This window comes from Acinetobacter sp. ANC_7588 (assembly GCF_056783995.1).
Genome location: NZ_JBWYIU010000002.1, coordinates 194112 through 209536, shown reverse-complemented (window position 1 = coordinate 209536; position 15425 = coordinate 194112). Strand labels below are relative to the sequence as shown.

Sequence of the window (15425 nt, the reverse complement as noted above, 5' to 3'; positions counted from 1 at the left end):
CAAGCATGAATAATTGTTTGCTTATTCATGCTTTCCACCCCTCAACCTCTCCAAAACTCACATAATTTCGTTCATCTTCCGCTTTCAGCAATTCAAACTCAGCGTGAATAGCATCCCATTGTTTTTGTGCTTCATCACGTTCTGCTTGTGTTAAGCGATGGTCGTTGCGCTTATCGTTCAATGTTTTTAGATCGTTCATGCAGCCAACTCCTGTAAACGATATTTTCTGCGCATTCCACGGCTCACACGCTCAGCCTTAAATTTGTTGTAGGACTCGAAGTTTTTAAACTTCACATCCGCTTTCATGTAGCACATGCACTTGAATAGCTTGTAACCCCTATCTAAAAACGGCTTATGCACTTCATCGGTTTCTTTCTCCAAGCCCTTCCATCTGCGCTTTATGCCACATTCATCCGTCACCTTTGCGTCACTTCCACCGAGCTTGAATTGATCGTATGTCATGCTTGGCACATCAAACTGCCTTGCTGATGTTTGAATGTCGCATGGGTCGTCTTGGTGGTAGTAGTAAGAATCCATGCCCACAAAAAACGCTGTGTCATCAACAATCAAATCCCACAAAATTGACACAACCAAATCCCCATCGAAGTATTCATACATACCTTCGATAGCTTGTTTTTTTGACACGCCAGCCGCTTTCAATTTGTTTGAAGCTTCGGTCAATTCAACATCATCAAACGATGACCACAACTCATAAGTTTTAGCCAATTCATTTCGATACAGATTGACCAACTTATTCGGGTTGTATTTCTTATTACGCTTTTTCACCCCTGTGCTCCACCAGTTGTAATCATTTTGAATGCCTTTCCTGTGGCAACCACACCTTTGCTTGTTTTTTCTAAATACCCACCATCAATCAAATTTTTGATATATCTTTGTGCGGATCTCCTGGAAACCGAAAGGTATGCAGAAACCCAGGCTGATGTGACTGGTTTAAATTGAGCAAACGATACAATTGAGAGCATGTCGCCGAAGTTTTCAGTTTTCTCTCTATTCACACCCCACTCCCTACCTGCTAAACAACTTAATCAAGAGAACAAGCATTACAAAGACAATCAAAAGCCCTAATCCAAAACAGTAACCACGACCAACCCATTCAATTGCGGCGTCAAGGTTCTTATTTTTATTAATCAAACCTTTCACAAAGTCGTATGTGTAAAGAACAGCAATACATACAGCGATAATTTGAAATACCTCCTTCACGCCACACCCCCAACACTCTTTCTGCGCTGCTCTACCATTTCCCCTAAAGTCATTTCCCAATTTCTAACCGCTTGTGGTAGCGGTTTTTTCTCTAAAGCAAGACAAGCCTTGTATTGCTCCATGTTGTCAAATGGGTCGATATGTACCTGCTCTACCGTCTCCCATGGTTGGATTTCCTTGTGTTCATCTTGCATCTTGTTCACATTGCGCTTGATGTGTGGTGCAAGTTTCGCTAAAGCCTCTTGAGCTGTAGTCCTGTATCGCTCCGCATCACACTTAATCTCGTGAGTGGTTTGTTTGTGCTCTAGCAAGTTTTTAGCTTCAGGTGCTGGTAAAAACCCATCAACTTCTGCTTGTTTAATCGCTGTAATCGCCTGGTCTTTATCAACCCCAAGTGAAGTTACATAAATCGGCTTCAATCCCTGATCTTTAGCTTGAGTAACAAGTCGATCATAAGCATCGCAAAATATTTTCTTTGCTTCTGAGCGTTGATACTTATCACCAGTCTTAACCAAGTCTTCGCAGCGACTGAATGCTTGAGCCATTTGCTCAGTCCAAATCACCGTTAACTCCTGACCATCAAAGCCAATTGACTTTTCAGCAATCGCCCATGCTTCATGTGAGCCGAGCCAGTCATCGGTCTTTGGTTCGCACCATGCACGAAATTCGGGGATAGTCGGTGGCCACTGCTCATGCTTCATGCGATTCACACCGCGAGCAAAGTCTTCAACTGTTAAGCCCTGGTACGTGTCGACCATAGCTTGCTTTAGCTCCTCAACATCAACACCAACCCACTGATCCGCGAACTTCTTGCCGTAGTTGATACGCATTTTTGAAATCAGACGCGTAGCATCATCTTTGGTGAACTCACGCATGACCCACCTCCTCAATCAGCAATGACTTTTTTGGTGTTACATCCCGCTCACCTAATACTTCACGCTCAGCCTGTCTCCAGCGGTCCATTTCAGATGCTGTTCGTTGAGCAGTGGTTTGGAAGTTAGATTGTTGTTTAGGTGTTGCCAATGGTGTTTCTTGCTGGCGCTTAATCCACTCGAATGCTTTACCAAGAATCTGATTCTTCACCATTTGATGTTTATGTGAATAAGCGTCTTTAAGTTGAATCAATAAAACATTCAAATCGTGTTGAGAGATATTTTTTAAACCTGCCATTGATAAACGAGTGTTCACATCAGAAAGAGAGAGATCGAAACGAGGATCTCGGTTTTCTGTATTCAGGTTTCCACAATCAGGAATCAGGTTAAGGGAATCAGGAATCAATATATCAGCAGGGCTAGACTGAGGCTTGTCTAGGGTTTGTCTAGGGCTTTGATTGTCATTACCATAAGTAATTGAATTTAAATCACTTGTGTAGTTTTGATTTTCACTGACATTTATGCCTACATTAGCTTGGTCTTGTGCTTGCCCTAGGTCTGCCTCGGGTTTGCCTAGGTCTTGCTCAGGGTTGTAACGAGGCACATCATTAATTGTTTCTTTATGATGTGGATTTTGATGCTTTGTGAATTTTGGCAAGAAAATACACTTACGATTATTAACCACGTAGCGGACTAAAAACTTATGCTCTTGAAGCTCACTTAACATTTGGTCTACATTGACATCATCAGCAGGGAAAAGTGCCATTTTGATCTTTTTAGGCTTGTCCTCTAGGTAGCCTTGACGATCAGCTAGAGTCCATAACCCAATAAATAGAAGTCGAGTTTCAAATGAAAGCTCTACTAGATTTTCATTGATAAAAAACGATGGTTTAATGTTTCTTGCTCTAGCCATCACTCACACCCCTTGCATTTATTTGACCAAGTGCCGCGTGTTAAAGATCCGCACACGCATGGTTTTGTGTGCTGATAAGTAGCACGACCCATAGAGCGTGCATTGCTTCTATTAATTTGATGCTGTGGAATGTCGGCACGTTTTGGCTTCTCATTACCGTGTGAGAAATGCCCTGCATTCAAGCCAAATACCGAAGCAAAATCGTTGTCGAAACGATGGAGATTGATCATTTTTCGCCCTCCAATCTGAACATGTAGGTTATGTGAAAGCCTTGCCCCCCCCAACATGGTTTGCTAAAAGCCTTAAGTTCTTTCTTTAATATTGACTCAAAGTTCTTTTTAGTTTCCTGTTTGTAGCGCATAGGACTTTTGAAGATTCTGTGTGAACCGTTAAACGCCTCTACAACTACGGTTTTGTCGCTTCGATTGATCTCTGACAGCCTAACCTCAATACTCATGCCGCCACTCCTTCACTCACTAGTTTCTCAATAACCCACGCTTCACCTTTAGTTGTGAACATAGGTTGAGAAAATCCAAGTTCAGTTTGTTTAAGCTCACCAAAGCCTTTATCGATGAACCATTGTTGGAATACGCGTGCACGCTTTACGCCACGACTGTATACATTGAGAGCATCAAGAAACTTATTCATAGCCATTGCTGACATACCGAGCTTTTGAGCTACCTGAGTTGCGTTCAGTAAGGTTGAGCGCTCTACAACTGTGTCGAAGTATTGAACCTTAGGTGCTGCAAGCTCCAATTGACGCGCTTGATCGGCTGCGAGTTGTAGGGCTTCGGCGAAGGTTTGAGGTAATTTGTTTTGAGCACTTTCAAGCTCGTACCAACGCTTTACTATTGCTGCTGTAAACTCAGGGCAAAGTTGAGCAACCACAGTGATTGAATCCAATTTGCCTTGTTCGCCAGAGAAAACAAAAACCTCAACATCGTAAATTCGGTTATTAGCCCCCTTTTGCACAACCACACTGTGTGGGCGTGCTATTACAGCCTCACGCTTTTCTGTTTTGGCAGACAAAATCTCGATAGTGCGCTTAACACTGTCATGACGTTTTTGACAAAGCTCTGAAATATCAAGGCTTGTCATGCTCTGTTGATTATGATTAAATTGTGTCATCATATTCATGTTTACTTTCCTGTTAGTTAGTGAACAACCGGAAAAGCCTGATCTCGACCATCAGGCTTTTTCTGTTTCTGGGTTATCAATACAAGCTTGGATTTGTTTATCCAGCTCAGCCAAAGCAACGTGCATCTGGTGAATCACCTTTGACATGTCTTGCACTTCACCTTCCGTAATACGGCCATCAGCCATGATTTCGCGGAACAGGCTCATCACATCACCGCCCTTCATACCAATGCACAGCACTTTGTCAGTCAGTGACATGTCGCGGCATTCAGGAATTTCAGGTAGATCAATTGCAACTTTTTCATGCTCAGCTGATAAAGCCTGTAAAATACGAAAGTCACCAGTTAGAGCCATAAGCTTTGATGCTTCAGCTAGTGTTAAGTGGTGGGTTTCAGTATTTGGATTTACTTTACTGTTAAGCACAGCTGGGCTTTTGATTCCCATACGTGCGGCTAGAGCTGAGGCGCCACCCGGGTAGTCATGAACTGTGTTGTACGCTGCATCCGTTATGTTCATTTAAGGTTCCTTTGAACGTGGTTGTTTAAATTCAAATGCTTAATAATTGGTTTAAGCGGTTAACAATGTTTGCGTGGTAGCTTCTCGAACGATCTTGTAAGAAATTCCAGGTATAACAGCCATGATTTTTCCAACAGAAGGATCGGGAACGTATTCACCCCATTGATTAATCGCCTGAGGGGTAATTCCAATTTCTTCAGCTAGGCGCGATGCATTTTTAAAATGATCAAGAGCGTCGCTGGTTTTGATAAGTACTCTCATGCCTAATCTCGAAAGTATGCTTTATTATTAAAGTGTACTTTAACACATTTATGCAAGCAAGCTTTATTAATATTGTTGTAAGCTGGCTTTAAATTTAAAGTGAATTTTAATATGAGTACTCTTGAGGATCGGATTAATCAGGCCATATCTCATTTCTTGTCCAAAAAAAATCTTAAGAAATTGGACAGAGCGGCTATGGCTAAGTATTGCGAAGCATCTGTGGCTGCGGTTGGTCAGTGGATTAATGGCAAGACAAAATCTCTTGATAGCTTTAAAAATGCTAAAGCTGCCCAATTTTTGGGTGTAAATCCCCACTGGCTAGCTGGTGATCCTAAGTACGGAATGCTAGACGCATCAAGTGATCAAAAACTTGATAACAATATCGATTTGGCGCAGAAAATAAATATCGAGGGGCGGCCTGTTCCTGTTATCTCTTGGGTGGCTGCTGGCTCATTTGAGCCGATCGAGACTGTTTTAAAAGATGCGGAGATTGAGGAACACCTTCCTCCGATCAAAGAGTGTGGCAAGAATGGCTATGGATTGGTAGTTGTCGGCAACTCAATGAAGCCAGACTTTAAACCAGGTGATCGTATTTATGTAAATCCTGACATTCAGACTTTTGATTTACAGACTGATGATTTAGTTATCATTGCTTGTTGTGGTGAGAGTGAGGCTACTTTTAAAAAGCTTATTATTGAGGGTGGTGAAAAATATCTTCAGCCACTTAACCCCGATTGGCCTGAACAGATAATCAAGCTGACAGAAGATTGCCGCCTGGTTGGAAAGGTTGTTGGTTTATATCGAAAGATTTAGAAAATAATGCTGCGAACCCGACGAAGAACATTAGGGTCGATCTGGTAAATATTGAGGAACTTATGAGTAAGCCTGTTTTATTTTCAATTCATGATTTTAAGTTTAATGCTAAGCGGTTTAGCAAGGATCATGAAGAACCTATACAACCAATAGATATAATTGAAGTATTTAAAGAGATTTCGAAACTCAATTACAGCGAATATAGCTACCCTCTAAATGAGGAAACTTTGATTTCGCGTATCAAATTAATTGAGATAAATGAAGCGAAAAAATATATCAGTATTTTAGTTATTATTTCGGATAAAAATGCAAGAAATCGCAGCTACACTGATAACTCAACAGGAAAGACGAGACTTACAAATAAAACTAAAAATGAAGGTGATGATTCACGTGTTCATATAGTAATTCATACTAATAATGACAAATTTTCAGGGAAATTAGCTATTGAAAGAGAACGAGGATCTAGAGTTAACCCGACTCTCTTAAGAGTCTTGATTGATCGTTCAATAGAGTTCATTTATGAAAACAATATGACTCAACCTAATGTATTGAAATTATTTTCAGAAGATCACCCTTCTGGTTTTAAAGATGAAAATGGCGCATTCCAAAGATTACCAAAAAAAATTAAAGCAACAATAGATAATGTTTTTAGTGATGCGGTATTAAAAGCTTTTAAACAAGGTAAAATTGAAGATCTCGAGCTAATTCATACACATCAAGTAACAAAGACTGACCAGCATTCTTCATTTCATAGTACTTCAAGTTCATTCCATTTCGAAGTTGATCCGCTAGTTATTCCAAATGAAATTACTTCACCTGAAGCAATTCAAGCTACTTTAATGACTAAACTAACAAATTTATGGAATTCAACTTTTAGTAAGTCCACCCCTATCCCTTTATCCGAACATAAGTATCGAATTAGATATAAGGACGACTTTGGTGAAGTTGTGTCACACACATATACGCCAACAGAAACCTTAGATTTCGCTCTAGCTAAAACAATAAAGATAGACCACCGCTCTTTTACCCCCCTAGACTGGAAAGAAATTCCTGAGATAAACTCAACTTTATGCTTACAAATATTTTTAAAGTTAAAAGCATTACAGGATGAAAAGTATGAGTAGAGAAATTCTTAGACCATGCGATTATCTCTGGATAAGCTGGAAAGACAATCTAGATGAGAACAAGAAAAAGGATAGGATGGATTGGATATTCCCCTTTTTCTTTTCAATAATTGTGTGCATTGTTTTGTTTTTCACTTATAAATCAAACTTTATATGCGCTACTTCATGCAAAACAGTTTTATATAACAATGATGCGTACAATGTAATTTTAAATTTTCTACAAACCATGCCTGGTTTTTATATTGCGGCATTAGCAGCTATATCAACCTTCAATAATCCTGGCATGGATAAAGATATGGTTGGAAGTACACCCATAGATAAAGATCGAAAAAAGATGACTAGAAGAAGATTCTTGGCACAATCTTTTTCTTATTTAACTTTTCTAAGTATTGTCTTGCTCATTCTTGGTGCAATCATTAAATATTTTTATAGCTTAGATTTAGTTATTACCAATACAACATTGTTTGCAATAATCTACATGTGTGTAACTTTTGTCTTATTTATATTCCTATTCCAATTAGTCTTTATCACTTTTTATTGTTTGTATTATTTGGGAGACAGAATCCACCTGCCTTAACTACACCTCCAATTCCTTTACAACCCATCCCTGTGATGGGTTTTCTTTTGTCTATTAAAGCACAAATTAAAGCAAAGTTTAAAAATAATATTAAAGTGCGCTTTACACAACATATTTATTAAAGTATGCTTTAATCATTAAGTAAAAAAAGCCCCAGCGTTGCAGCAACAACCTGGAGCATGACCCACCCTAGTGAGTGAAATTATTATGAATCAAACCGCATCACATAGTCAAACGCCGAAGTTTGACAAAGCTCAGAGTCAAACGACTCAAATCCTATATCAGCCACCTACTAAAGCTGAAATGAAGCCTAAGTCATTCATTAAAGACACTATTCACAACATAGTTATGGCCTTAGTCGTAGTTTCAATTATGAGTGGTCTCACAACTGCTTGCTTCTATGCAGCCGATAAAGAAGCTGAATATCAACAAAATCAAGGAGTGCAGCATGAACGCAATATCAATTCAAAGTGACTTGTTAGCGCCTTGTTTTCCTAGCCACGCTGAGTGTGGTTGTGGATTGATGGCATACAGCTACTACCCTGTTCCTAATTCAAACAATCAATTGATATGGGTTTGCAGTCAGGGTCACTCAACTCGCATAACTTACTGTTCTCAGGATGTTGTGAACTCAATCAAAGCCAAGTTTGCCAATGAGGTGAGCTATGAATACATCAGTTAATGGATTGATTCTTAGTGAATTTAATAGTTTTGGTGCAGAAATTGGAAAGGTGTTTGTACATTCTGAACTAGCCAAGAAACTTAAATGGCATCAGGACTTTTGTCGACAAACCAAAACTGAGCTTTATGTTTCAGACAATAAAACGCAACTGCAATTTGTGGTTAATAAAAATGAAATCCGATTGCTAATTAAACACATTGAATTTCAAGGTCCTGTATTACCTAAGGTAGCTAAGCCAGTTGAGCAGACACCTTACATACCTAAAGAGCCTGAGATTTATACGAACAGCAAATGGAAAGGCGATTAAAGGAAATGGAAATGAATGCACCAGTTAAAGTTGAAGACAACATGAGTTTATGGCGTGAGGTTTTTGTGACCGATCCTCTAGCCGTTAAGCCAATTACTGGCAAAACCTATAAAGGCAGCTCACCTAAACCGTTTTGGATTGTAGAGCAAGCAACACGCACATTTGGTCCTTGTGGTATTGGTTGGGGTGTCGAAGTTAAGCAAGAACATTACATTAATTGTGGCTCTGAGGATGTAATCCATTCTGCTGTAGTTAGAGTCTGGTATATCCGTGATGGTAAGCGTGGTGAAGTTGAGCAAGTCGGAGGTACTAAAGTTTCATATCGAACCAGCGATGGAAAAAAATACATTGTAGATGAAGATGCAGCAAAGAAAAGCGTAACAGATGGAATGATTAAATGCTTATCTCTTTTAGGATTTGCTGGTGATATTTTTTCAGGTAGATGGGATGACTCTAAGTACGTCGCTGAAGCCGCTGAATATCACAATCAACAACGTCAGGTTGAAGCCGCTCAGCAACAACAGCAACAGCTTGAAGCTGAATTCAATCAAGCATTGTTTGATATAGAGAATGCTAAATCTAAAGAGGATTTAAAGAGACCGTATAACTACTTTAAGGGATCTCAGTTTGAACAAGTTATTTCAACCGCTGTGAAAGCCAAGATTGATCAAATGGGATGGGCAGCATGAGTCAGCGAATTAAGGTCAAACCACTAAACGACTGGCAGATACTACGCAATCGCTACCCAAGTGCTCGAGCCTATAAAAATCGAATTGCTTTGCACGTATCTCAGCAAAACGATTTTTCGGAGTGGCTTGTTGATCAAGGTGCTGATGTTTTTACCAATGCTGAGAAATACGAAATTTTAAGATTCAAGCTTAATGGTGAATTGGGAATTTGGTATCAAACAGGATCTAGCAATCTTCTTATGCATGACTTGGCCGACAAATTTAAAGCTGAGGTGGCAGCATGAGCTACACATATAACAGTCAAACTCGCACAGTTGAAATCACATGCAGAGGCAGAGTTAAAACTTATCGGGATATCAATCTGTTCGGAATCGAAGCTTGTATTAAAGACTTTGTGAGTACGTGGGGGTATAGATGATTTTTAGAATAAAACAGCGCGACCTTCAAGCCTTCAAAATATGGCTTGTACTGCTCGGATATGTGCGCAAAGACCTTGCTGACGGTGGCGCGACATTTAAAGGTAAAGGCACAAAGTTGGATTATGTGCTTATTGATTCAAAGATGAGTGGCAACTCTGCATGTCAGAAGTCGTATGAAGAATTTAAAGTCCATTTGGTGAGTCCATTGGATGTGAAATTGGCGAAGGTGGCGTGATGGATATTCAAAAGGATTTTATTCAATGCTTGCGTGGTCGTGCTGATTTTTGTCGTGATCGTGGCGAAATTAAAACACCAGAATTGTTAGAGCAAGCAGCAAATTTATTAGAAGCAGCCAAAGCGAGTGTGGCGGAGGGATTTGTTTTGATTTCAAAGAATGACTTGAAAATGGAATTATGCTCAATACGTCATTTGAACAGTGGTGAATATTCAAAATCAATTATTGAGGAATGTGTTTGCAATATCGAAGCCATGATCGAAGCACAGGAGCCAACCAATGACTGAAATTAAAATTAATTGGGGGTGCTCTTGCACTAAATGCGGTAGTTCCAAATCAACCATATATTCAACTGCATCTGGTGCAGCTAAACACGGATGGTTTCATGATGGTGATGAAGTGAAGTGCAATAAGTGTGGTCATGCAGGTGAAATGGATGCACGTGGTGAGGATTCTGATATTTGTTGGTTTGAAGATGAGGATCAAAATCAAACTGATGCATTACCAGAAAGTGTGGTTGAGAGCTTAAAGGAGGTTTCTTAATGGCTTTAAAAAGTTTTAAGAATATCAATGAAGATGAACGATCTAAATTATTAAAACCTTTTTTAGATGCACCTAATGATCAAAAGTTTGGACAAGATTTGGTAGCGTTATATTTAGATTGTTCCCCGTGGACATTGGCTAGAATGCGCTGTGATGGGTCTGAACTTCCCTACACCAAAATTGGTCGACGAGTTGCATATAGAAAAGCTGATGTATTAGCATTCGAAAAAAGCAGAACCGTCACCTGCACAGCTCAATATGCATAAATAAAAAGGCAGGTTATCCTGCCTTTAATTGTTTGAGTCTTTCATCCCATACACTTTCATAATTAAAACAATCAATTTTCCCTTGATATACAGCCTCAATCATATTCATGGATGCTCTTAATTCCTCCATCGGGATTTGAACATAGCCGCCCGTGACATCTAACCGTGGTCTAGCAGTATGGTTAAGGAGTCGTTTAGTCACATAGATGTTAAACCTTAGTAAATTACATATTGACGCGAAGGTACGCCTAAAATCGTGCATCGATACATAAAAATTAACCTGAGCACCTATTTTCTTGAGCGCAGTATCTACAACAGTGGCGTGAATATTATGAGAAGTTGGAAGTTTAGTCGCTGGGAAAACCCAATCATTTTCTTTTAGTAAGTATCTTTCTTTTAATATAGACAGCAAATGATCCCCTACTGGAAATTCATGATTAGAACCATTTTTCGTATCTCTAAAAATAACTATACCTTCTTTAAAATTCACATCTTCCCATTTAAGACCGCAGACTTCTTGACGACGGCAACCGGTATACATGGTAAATAAAATGATATCTCTATGCGTGTTGGATCGTGCTGTATTTTCTAGATTAAGTTCATCCTCATAATTCAAAACGGCGTTGTAGTACTTATGAATGATACTTTTATCTAAATGCCTATTACGACTTTCAATCTTATTCCAGCCTTTAGTTACGGCAATAATATCTACCGGATTGCTTTTTAAAATTGGGTTTTCATCGGTCGAATAAAGCACATGAATATATTTCCAGACCGTGCCAAGCAATGAAATTGCACCATTGGCTGATGACTTGCTGAGCTCAGATACTTCGATAAATTTATCCAGGACTTCTTTTTTTGTTATTTCAAAGAGCTTACGATCTGACCACTTTAAGTATAAATCAAAGTATTTTTTATACTGCCTAATTGTTTTAGGTTTGAAATCATTTCTATCGGTATAAATCTTTAATGCTTCATCGACAGTGATATTTAAAAAATTATTTACGTTTACTTTTTCATTTGGACTAATGTATTCCCCATTGGAGATTTGAGCCAAAATCATTTGGGCTTTTGCTCGAGCAGAATTTACGGATATTTCATTCGCTTTCCCAATCACGACTCGATAAAGTTTACCCTCGTGTCTCCGTTCAACAATATAGGATTTTGATTTCGTGGTGACTCGAATCGCGAAACCGATCAAATCTGTATCTCTGATAATTTTTTGACCAGAATCCGTCAATGGGATAGCATCAACATTAGACTTGTTGAGTTTCATGATTAATCCAATAAACCTTCAGTAAGTTTATTAAATCATGCTTCTCAACAGTCTACAAATAGTCTACACGTGATTTTTTAAGACTTTTATAGCATCGTTAAGATTAATATAAACCACTAATAAATATATAATTTTAAGTTAATAATATTCCACAATGGTGTTATAGAAAAAGTAGAATCCACCTAACCTACTTTGGATTGGGAATGTTTGGTGCATATCGAACCGTGCTTAATTTCAAATAGAACTATATTATAAAATAGATAATGAATAGTGATGAGAATAAGAAAGGCAGCTCAAGGCCGCCTTTAAATTAATTCAGTGCGATGACTTTAACTAAGATTGTTTGTGATTCTTCAAAGTCATCAAATATTTGCTTTCGATTAAGTTCTTTTGACTTCACTTTAAACTCATGATTCTGGTACTGAATGACTGATGGAATTGAATCGAAATACGCATAGTCTGCCTCGATGGTTTCTTCAAACAATGGAGTGCCCAATTGATAGTCTTTGCTCTTCAGCACCACATATTTTACAGTCGTTTTCATTTCATACTCTTTTATTAACGCTTTATTTTTAGTTATATCACCTTTTGAAAAGTGTTCAATCAAAAATAGAAACGTTTGACCATAAAGGACTCAATCAATTATTTTTTACCACCTTTAAACTTAATTCAAGCAACCTGACAAGCATCACAAAAAGAAAAATAGCAAAACACGACATTAAATATATATTTTTTGATAACTGGTTAACATTTATATGGATTGTATGCTAAATTTAGCATATACAAAAACAACATCTATTTAACTGGTTGATAATAATGAAAGTTCAATTTATATCTATTCTTACTGCTCTTTCACTGAGTGGGTGTATCGTTGTATCCAATAAACCAAATGCAAGTTCTGCAAAAGCTTATGCATCTAATGTTATTGATTTTAAACCTTCAGAAAATGCCAAGCGAATTGAAACACGTGGTCAGGTGATTTGTGAACCATCAAAACCATGTACTGAGTTAACATTTGATTGGAAACAGCAGAGCAATAATTTATTTAGAGTACATACCAATCTATTTGATCGAAAATCTTTTGATATCAAGCAAGTGATTTTCACGCTAGATGGTCAAACTTATCCTTACACAACTTTAACTCAAACCAATACACGATCAGTCAACAATTCCGATCTCATTAACTCTACAAATTACATTGATGTACCTATGAATTTTGTCGTTATGTTTGATCAGTCTAAATCTATCGATATTGCTGTAGTGACAGATCAAGGTGCTATTACGCATAGCATTTTAAAAGATGGGCATGCATCATTTGCCTATCAAACATTTAAAAGTGGCTACCAACAATTTAAGCAAAAGTAAAAAAAGACCCACTATGGGTCTTTTTTTAATCATCTATACAAAACTGCAACGTGTTATTAGACTGCTAGGCATTTCATTTTTTAGAATTTTTCGTTAGATTTAACAAATTGTGTACACAGTTATAATAAACAAGACAATAGGTAAAATCATGAAAATCAAACTAGCGCTTATTTCAGCATTGGTTGTATTAACAGGTTGTGCAGGAAGTTATCCAGAACGTGTTGTAACCAAAGGACCTCTCATCTGTGCTACTGATGAAATTTGCCCTGAGCTTGCACTCCGTTGGAATGATGAAAAGCGTAATGGTTTTAAAATAACTGCAGATGTAAATGACACTATACAGCACGATATAAAACAATTGAACTTTATTGTTGATGGTCAGCCTTATGTCTATTCAACAATTCAACCAACCCAATATGCAACTGCAGCTGGTGTAACGAATTCATCTAATTTTATTGTCGTTCCTGTAAGTTTTTTAAACTCATTTAGAGACGCAAAACAAATTGATCTAAAAATCGTGACAGCTAACGGCGAAGTGACTCGTCCCATCCTGCAAGCTGACGGTCAGAAGTCTTCTGCTTACTTAACATTTATCAAAGGTTATACAGGTCAAACTATCGAATAAATGAATTATTCACTAAAAAGCCAGTTCGTTGAACTGGCTTTTTTAAGGCTTACAACTTTTTTGATAACTTGTTCCTAAATCTTGGAATGATAACTCAAAAGAATTTCTCATTTTTTTTGCAAATAATGCTTCTTCTTTTGCTTTAGCCATATGAATATTCTTTTGTGCTATTCGCTCTAAAGCATTTAATGCATCTGCATATTCACAAGCTCTTTGAATGATCAACGAAATATTCTGCTTACTATCGACCGATTGATGTAATCGAATTTGACTCGCTTCAATTTCGTTATAAATTGACTTCACTTCAATATCAAACTGAGATTGTGTTAAGCCATTCGCATAACTATACGATAATCCGCATAAGACCATCGCCCCAACCAATATCCTTATTTTCAATTGAATTCCCCATAAAACGTTCAATTGCAATTTTAAAATTATATTAAAAAGCCAGATCAATCATCTGGCTTTTTACATCATACGCTTTTTTACTTTGGTTAAATTGGCTCAAATGGCGCAACAACGTCGGCATTTTGGGCACGATGACGCATAAAGTGATCCATTAACACGATTGCAAGCATCGCTTCAGCGATTGGAGTCGCACGAACACCCACACAAGGATCGTGACGACCTTTAGTAAGCACATCCGTATCTTCACGATTAATGGTAATCGTTTTGCCTGGTGTGGTAATAGAAGCAGTAGGTTTTAGTGCAATTGATACACGAATATCTTGACCACTTGAGATACCACCTAATATACCACCAGCGTGATTCGCTAAGAAGCCATCAGTTGTCAGTTCATCACGTGTTTCATGACCAAATTGTTCAGCCACACCAAAACCATCACCAATCTCTACACCTTTAACCGCATTAATTGACATCATCGCATGTGCGATATCAGCATCTAAACGGTCGAAAACAGGTTCTCCCCAGCCTACGGGTACTTTAGAAGCAATAATTTCAAGTCGTGCTCCACAGCTTGTTCCTTTTTCACGCAATGATGTCACAAGTGCTTCAAAGCGTGGTACGGCATCAACATCACCACAAAAGAATGGATTATTCGGCACTTCATTCCAATCTAATTTTGCTGTTTTTTCAGTTCCGATTTGAGTTACATGCCCACGGATTTCAATACCAAATTTTTCAAATAAGAATTTTTTAGCAATTGCACCCGCTGCAACACGCATCGCTGTTTCACGTGCGCTTGAGCGACCACCACCACGGTAATCACGGAAACCATACTTTTGTGTATAAGTATAGTCTGCATGACCTGGACGGAAAGTTTGTGCGATATTACCGTAATCTTTAGATTTTTGGTCTGTATTTCGAATTAAAAGACCAATGGATGTCCCAGTGGTTTTACCTTCGAACACACCTGAAATAATTTCAACTTCATCTGGTTCTTTGCGTTGTGTTGCAAATTTAGAGGTACCTGGTTTACGACGATCTAAGTCTATTTGTAAGTCCTCAGCCGATAACTTCAGACCTGGTGGAACTCCATCTACAATCGCCATCAAACCAACACCGTGAGATTCACCACAAGTTGTTACACGGAACAATTGTCCAATACTATTGCCAGCCATGTTC

Annotated in this window: 27 protein-coding genes; 14 read left to right on the top strand and 13 right to left on the bottom strand. The window is 38.3% G+C overall.

From position 1 onward, the window contains the following. Positions 1–25: 25 nt before the first annotated feature. The 9 genes from AC1M9J_RS03250 to AC1M9J_RS03210 form a co-directional block, all read right to left on the bottom strand. Positions 26–199 (bottom strand): hypothetical protein, encoded by a 174-nt coding sequence (locus AC1M9J_RS03250; RefSeq protein ID WP_481951864.1) that lies wholly within the window; start codon positions 197–199, stop codon positions 26–28. Next, positions 196–786, bottom strand: coding sequence for a hypothetical protein (locus AC1M9J_RS03245; protein ID WP_481951863.1), 591 nt, complete (start codon positions 784–786; stop codon positions 196–198). Before AC1M9J_RS03245 ends, AC1M9J_RS03250 begins: the two co-directional genes overlap by 4 nt. After that, on the bottom strand, positions 783–1016 hold the full coding sequence (locus tag AC1M9J_RS03240; RefSeq protein WP_481951862.1) for a hypothetical protein: 234 nt from the start codon (positions 1014–1016) through the stop codon (positions 783–785). The genes AC1M9J_RS03245 and AC1M9J_RS03240 overlap by 4 nt, the downstream gene beginning before the upstream one ends. Positions 1017–1217: 201 nt before the next feature. Further along, on the bottom strand, positions 1218–2096 hold the full coding sequence (locus AC1M9J_RS03235; RefSeq protein ID WP_481951861.1) for a hypothetical protein: 879 nt from the start codon (positions 2094–2096) through the stop codon (positions 1218–1220). Continuing rightward, positions 2089–3006, bottom strand: coding sequence for a hypothetical protein (locus AC1M9J_RS03230; protein ID WP_481951860.1), 918 nt, complete (start codon positions 3004–3006; stop codon positions 2089–2091). Before AC1M9J_RS03230 ends, AC1M9J_RS03235 begins: the two co-directional genes overlap by 8 nt. Then, positions 3006–3236 (bottom strand): hypothetical protein, encoded by a 231-nt coding sequence (locus AC1M9J_RS03225; RefSeq protein ID WP_481951859.1) that lies wholly within the window; start codon positions 3234–3236, stop codon positions 3006–3008. Before AC1M9J_RS03225 ends, AC1M9J_RS03230 begins: the two co-directional genes overlap by 1 nt. Before the next feature lie 223 nt (positions 3237–3459). After that, positions 3460–4143, bottom strand: coding sequence for a phage antirepressor KilAC domain-containing protein (locus AC1M9J_RS03220; RefSeq protein WP_481951858.1), 684 nt, complete (start codon positions 4141–4143; stop codon positions 3460–3462). A gap of 51 nt (positions 4144–4194) precedes the next feature. Further along, on the bottom strand, positions 4195–4659 hold the full coding sequence (locus AC1M9J_RS03215) for a phage regulatory CII family protein (RefSeq protein WP_481951857.1): 465 nt from the start codon (positions 4657–4659) through the stop codon (positions 4195–4197). Positions 4660–4710: 51 nt separating this feature from the next. Continuing rightward, positions 4711–4920, bottom strand: a complete 210-nt coding sequence (locus tag AC1M9J_RS03210; RefSeq protein WP_481608556.1) for a Cro/CI family transcriptional regulator — start codon at positions 4918–4920, stop codon at positions 4711–4713. Positions 4921–5031: 111 nt separating this feature from the next. On the opposite strand from AC1M9J_RS03210, the gene AC1M9J_RS03205 reads away from it, so the two are divergent. From AC1M9J_RS03205 to AC1M9J_RS03150, 12 genes are all read left to right on the top strand, one after another. After that, on the top strand, positions 5032–5733 hold the full coding sequence (locus AC1M9J_RS03205; RefSeq protein ID WP_481608555.1) for a S24 family peptidase: 702 nt from the start codon (positions 5032–5034) through the stop codon (positions 5731–5733). 62 nt (positions 5734–5795) lie between these two features. Further along, positions 5796–6857 (top strand): hypothetical protein, encoded by a 1062-nt coding sequence (locus tag AC1M9J_RS03200; RefSeq protein WP_481951856.1) that lies wholly within the window; start codon positions 5796–5798, stop codon positions 6855–6857. Beyond that, positions 6850–7434: a hypothetical protein gene (locus tag AC1M9J_RS03195; RefSeq protein WP_481951855.1), complete on the top strand. Its 585-nt coding sequence runs from the start codon at positions 6850–6852 to the stop codon at positions 7432–7434. The genes AC1M9J_RS03200 and AC1M9J_RS03195 overlap by 8 nt, the downstream gene beginning before the upstream one ends. A 207-nt stretch (positions 7435–7641) precedes the next feature. After that, positions 7642–7908, top strand: a complete 267-nt coding sequence (locus AC1M9J_RS03190) for a hypothetical protein (protein WP_481951854.1) — start codon at positions 7642–7644, stop codon at positions 7906–7908. Continuing rightward, positions 7883–8116 carry a hypothetical protein gene (locus AC1M9J_RS03185; RefSeq protein ID WP_481951853.1) on the top strand — a complete coding sequence of 78 codons (234 nt, stop codon included), beginning with the start codon at positions 7883–7885 and terminating at the stop codon, positions 8114–8116. The genes AC1M9J_RS03190 and AC1M9J_RS03185 overlap by 26 nt, the downstream gene beginning before the upstream one ends. Then, positions 8100–8423 (top strand): hypothetical protein, encoded by a 324-nt coding sequence (locus tag AC1M9J_RS03180; RefSeq protein ID WP_481951852.1) that lies wholly within the window; start codon positions 8100–8102, stop codon positions 8421–8423. The genes AC1M9J_RS03185 and AC1M9J_RS03180 overlap by 17 nt, the downstream gene beginning before the upstream one ends. Before the next feature lie 11 nt (positions 8424–8434). After that, complete coding sequence (locus AC1M9J_RS03175) at positions 8435–9112, top strand: hypothetical protein (protein ID WP_481951851.1); 678 nt, start codon at positions 8435–8437, stop codon at positions 9110–9112. Next, positions 9109–9396 (top strand): hypothetical protein, encoded by a 288-nt coding sequence (locus tag AC1M9J_RS03170; protein WP_481951850.1) that lies wholly within the window; start codon positions 9109–9111, stop codon positions 9394–9396. Before AC1M9J_RS03175 ends, AC1M9J_RS03170 begins: the two co-directional genes overlap by 4 nt. Before the next feature lie 130 nt (positions 9397–9526). Next, positions 9527–9766, top strand: a complete 240-nt coding sequence (locus AC1M9J_RS03165) for a hypothetical protein (protein ID WP_481951849.1) — start codon at positions 9527–9529, stop codon at positions 9764–9766. Further along, positions 9766–10053: a hypothetical protein gene (locus AC1M9J_RS03160; protein ID WP_481951848.1), complete on the top strand. Its 288-nt coding sequence runs from the start codon at positions 9766–9768 to the stop codon at positions 10051–10053. Before AC1M9J_RS03165 ends, AC1M9J_RS03160 begins: the two co-directional genes overlap by 1 nt. Beyond that, on the top strand, positions 10046–10309 hold the full coding sequence (locus AC1M9J_RS03155; protein ID WP_481951847.1) for a hypothetical protein: 264 nt from the start codon (positions 10046–10048) through the stop codon (positions 10307–10309). The genes AC1M9J_RS03160 and AC1M9J_RS03155 overlap by 8 nt, the downstream gene beginning before the upstream one ends. Then, positions 10309–10575, top strand: a complete 267-nt coding sequence (locus AC1M9J_RS03150; protein ID WP_481608542.1) for a helix-turn-helix domain-containing protein — start codon at positions 10309–10311, stop codon at positions 10573–10575. The genes AC1M9J_RS03155 and AC1M9J_RS03150 overlap by 1 nt, the downstream gene beginning before the upstream one ends. Before the next feature lie 13 nt (positions 10576–10588). Here AC1M9J_RS03150 and AC1M9J_RS03145 read toward each other — a convergent pair whose 3' ends face one another. After that, positions 10589–11851 carry a tyrosine-type recombinase/integrase gene (locus AC1M9J_RS03145; protein ID WP_481951846.1) on the bottom strand — a complete coding sequence of 421 codons (1263 nt, stop codon included), beginning with the start codon at positions 11849–11851 and terminating at the stop codon, positions 10589–10591. 310 nt (positions 11852–12161) lie between these two features. Then, positions 12162–12395, bottom strand: coding sequence for a hypothetical protein (locus tag AC1M9J_RS03140; protein WP_035270711.1), 234 nt, complete (start codon positions 12393–12395; stop codon positions 12162–12164). A gap of 272 nt (positions 12396–12667) precedes the next feature. Between AC1M9J_RS03140 and AC1M9J_RS03135 the strand changes: the two genes are divergently transcribed. Then, complete coding sequence (locus tag AC1M9J_RS03135) at positions 12668–13216, top strand: hypothetical protein (RefSeq protein WP_179998064.1); 549 nt, start codon at positions 12668–12670, stop codon at positions 13214–13216. Positions 13217–13364: 148 nt separating this feature from the next. After that, entirely contained in the window at positions 13365–13841 is a 477-nt protein-coding gene (locus AC1M9J_RS03130) for a hypothetical protein (RefSeq protein WP_035263591.1), read from the top strand. A gap of 42 nt (positions 13842–13883) precedes the next feature. Here the strand turns inward: AC1M9J_RS03130 and AC1M9J_RS03125 are convergent, their stop codons facing one another. Further along, on the bottom strand, positions 13884–14237 hold the full coding sequence (locus AC1M9J_RS03125) for a hypothetical protein (RefSeq protein ID WP_143047393.1): 354 nt from the start codon (positions 14235–14237) through the stop codon (positions 13884–13886). Positions 14238–14335: 98 nt separating this feature from the next. Next, positions 14336–15421 carry a chorismate synthase gene (gene aroC, locus AC1M9J_RS03120; RefSeq protein WP_092766326.1) on the bottom strand — a complete coding sequence of 362 codons (1086 nt, stop codon included), beginning with the start codon at positions 15419–15421 and terminating at the stop codon, positions 14336–14338. Positions 15422–15425: the final 4 nt, after the last annotated feature.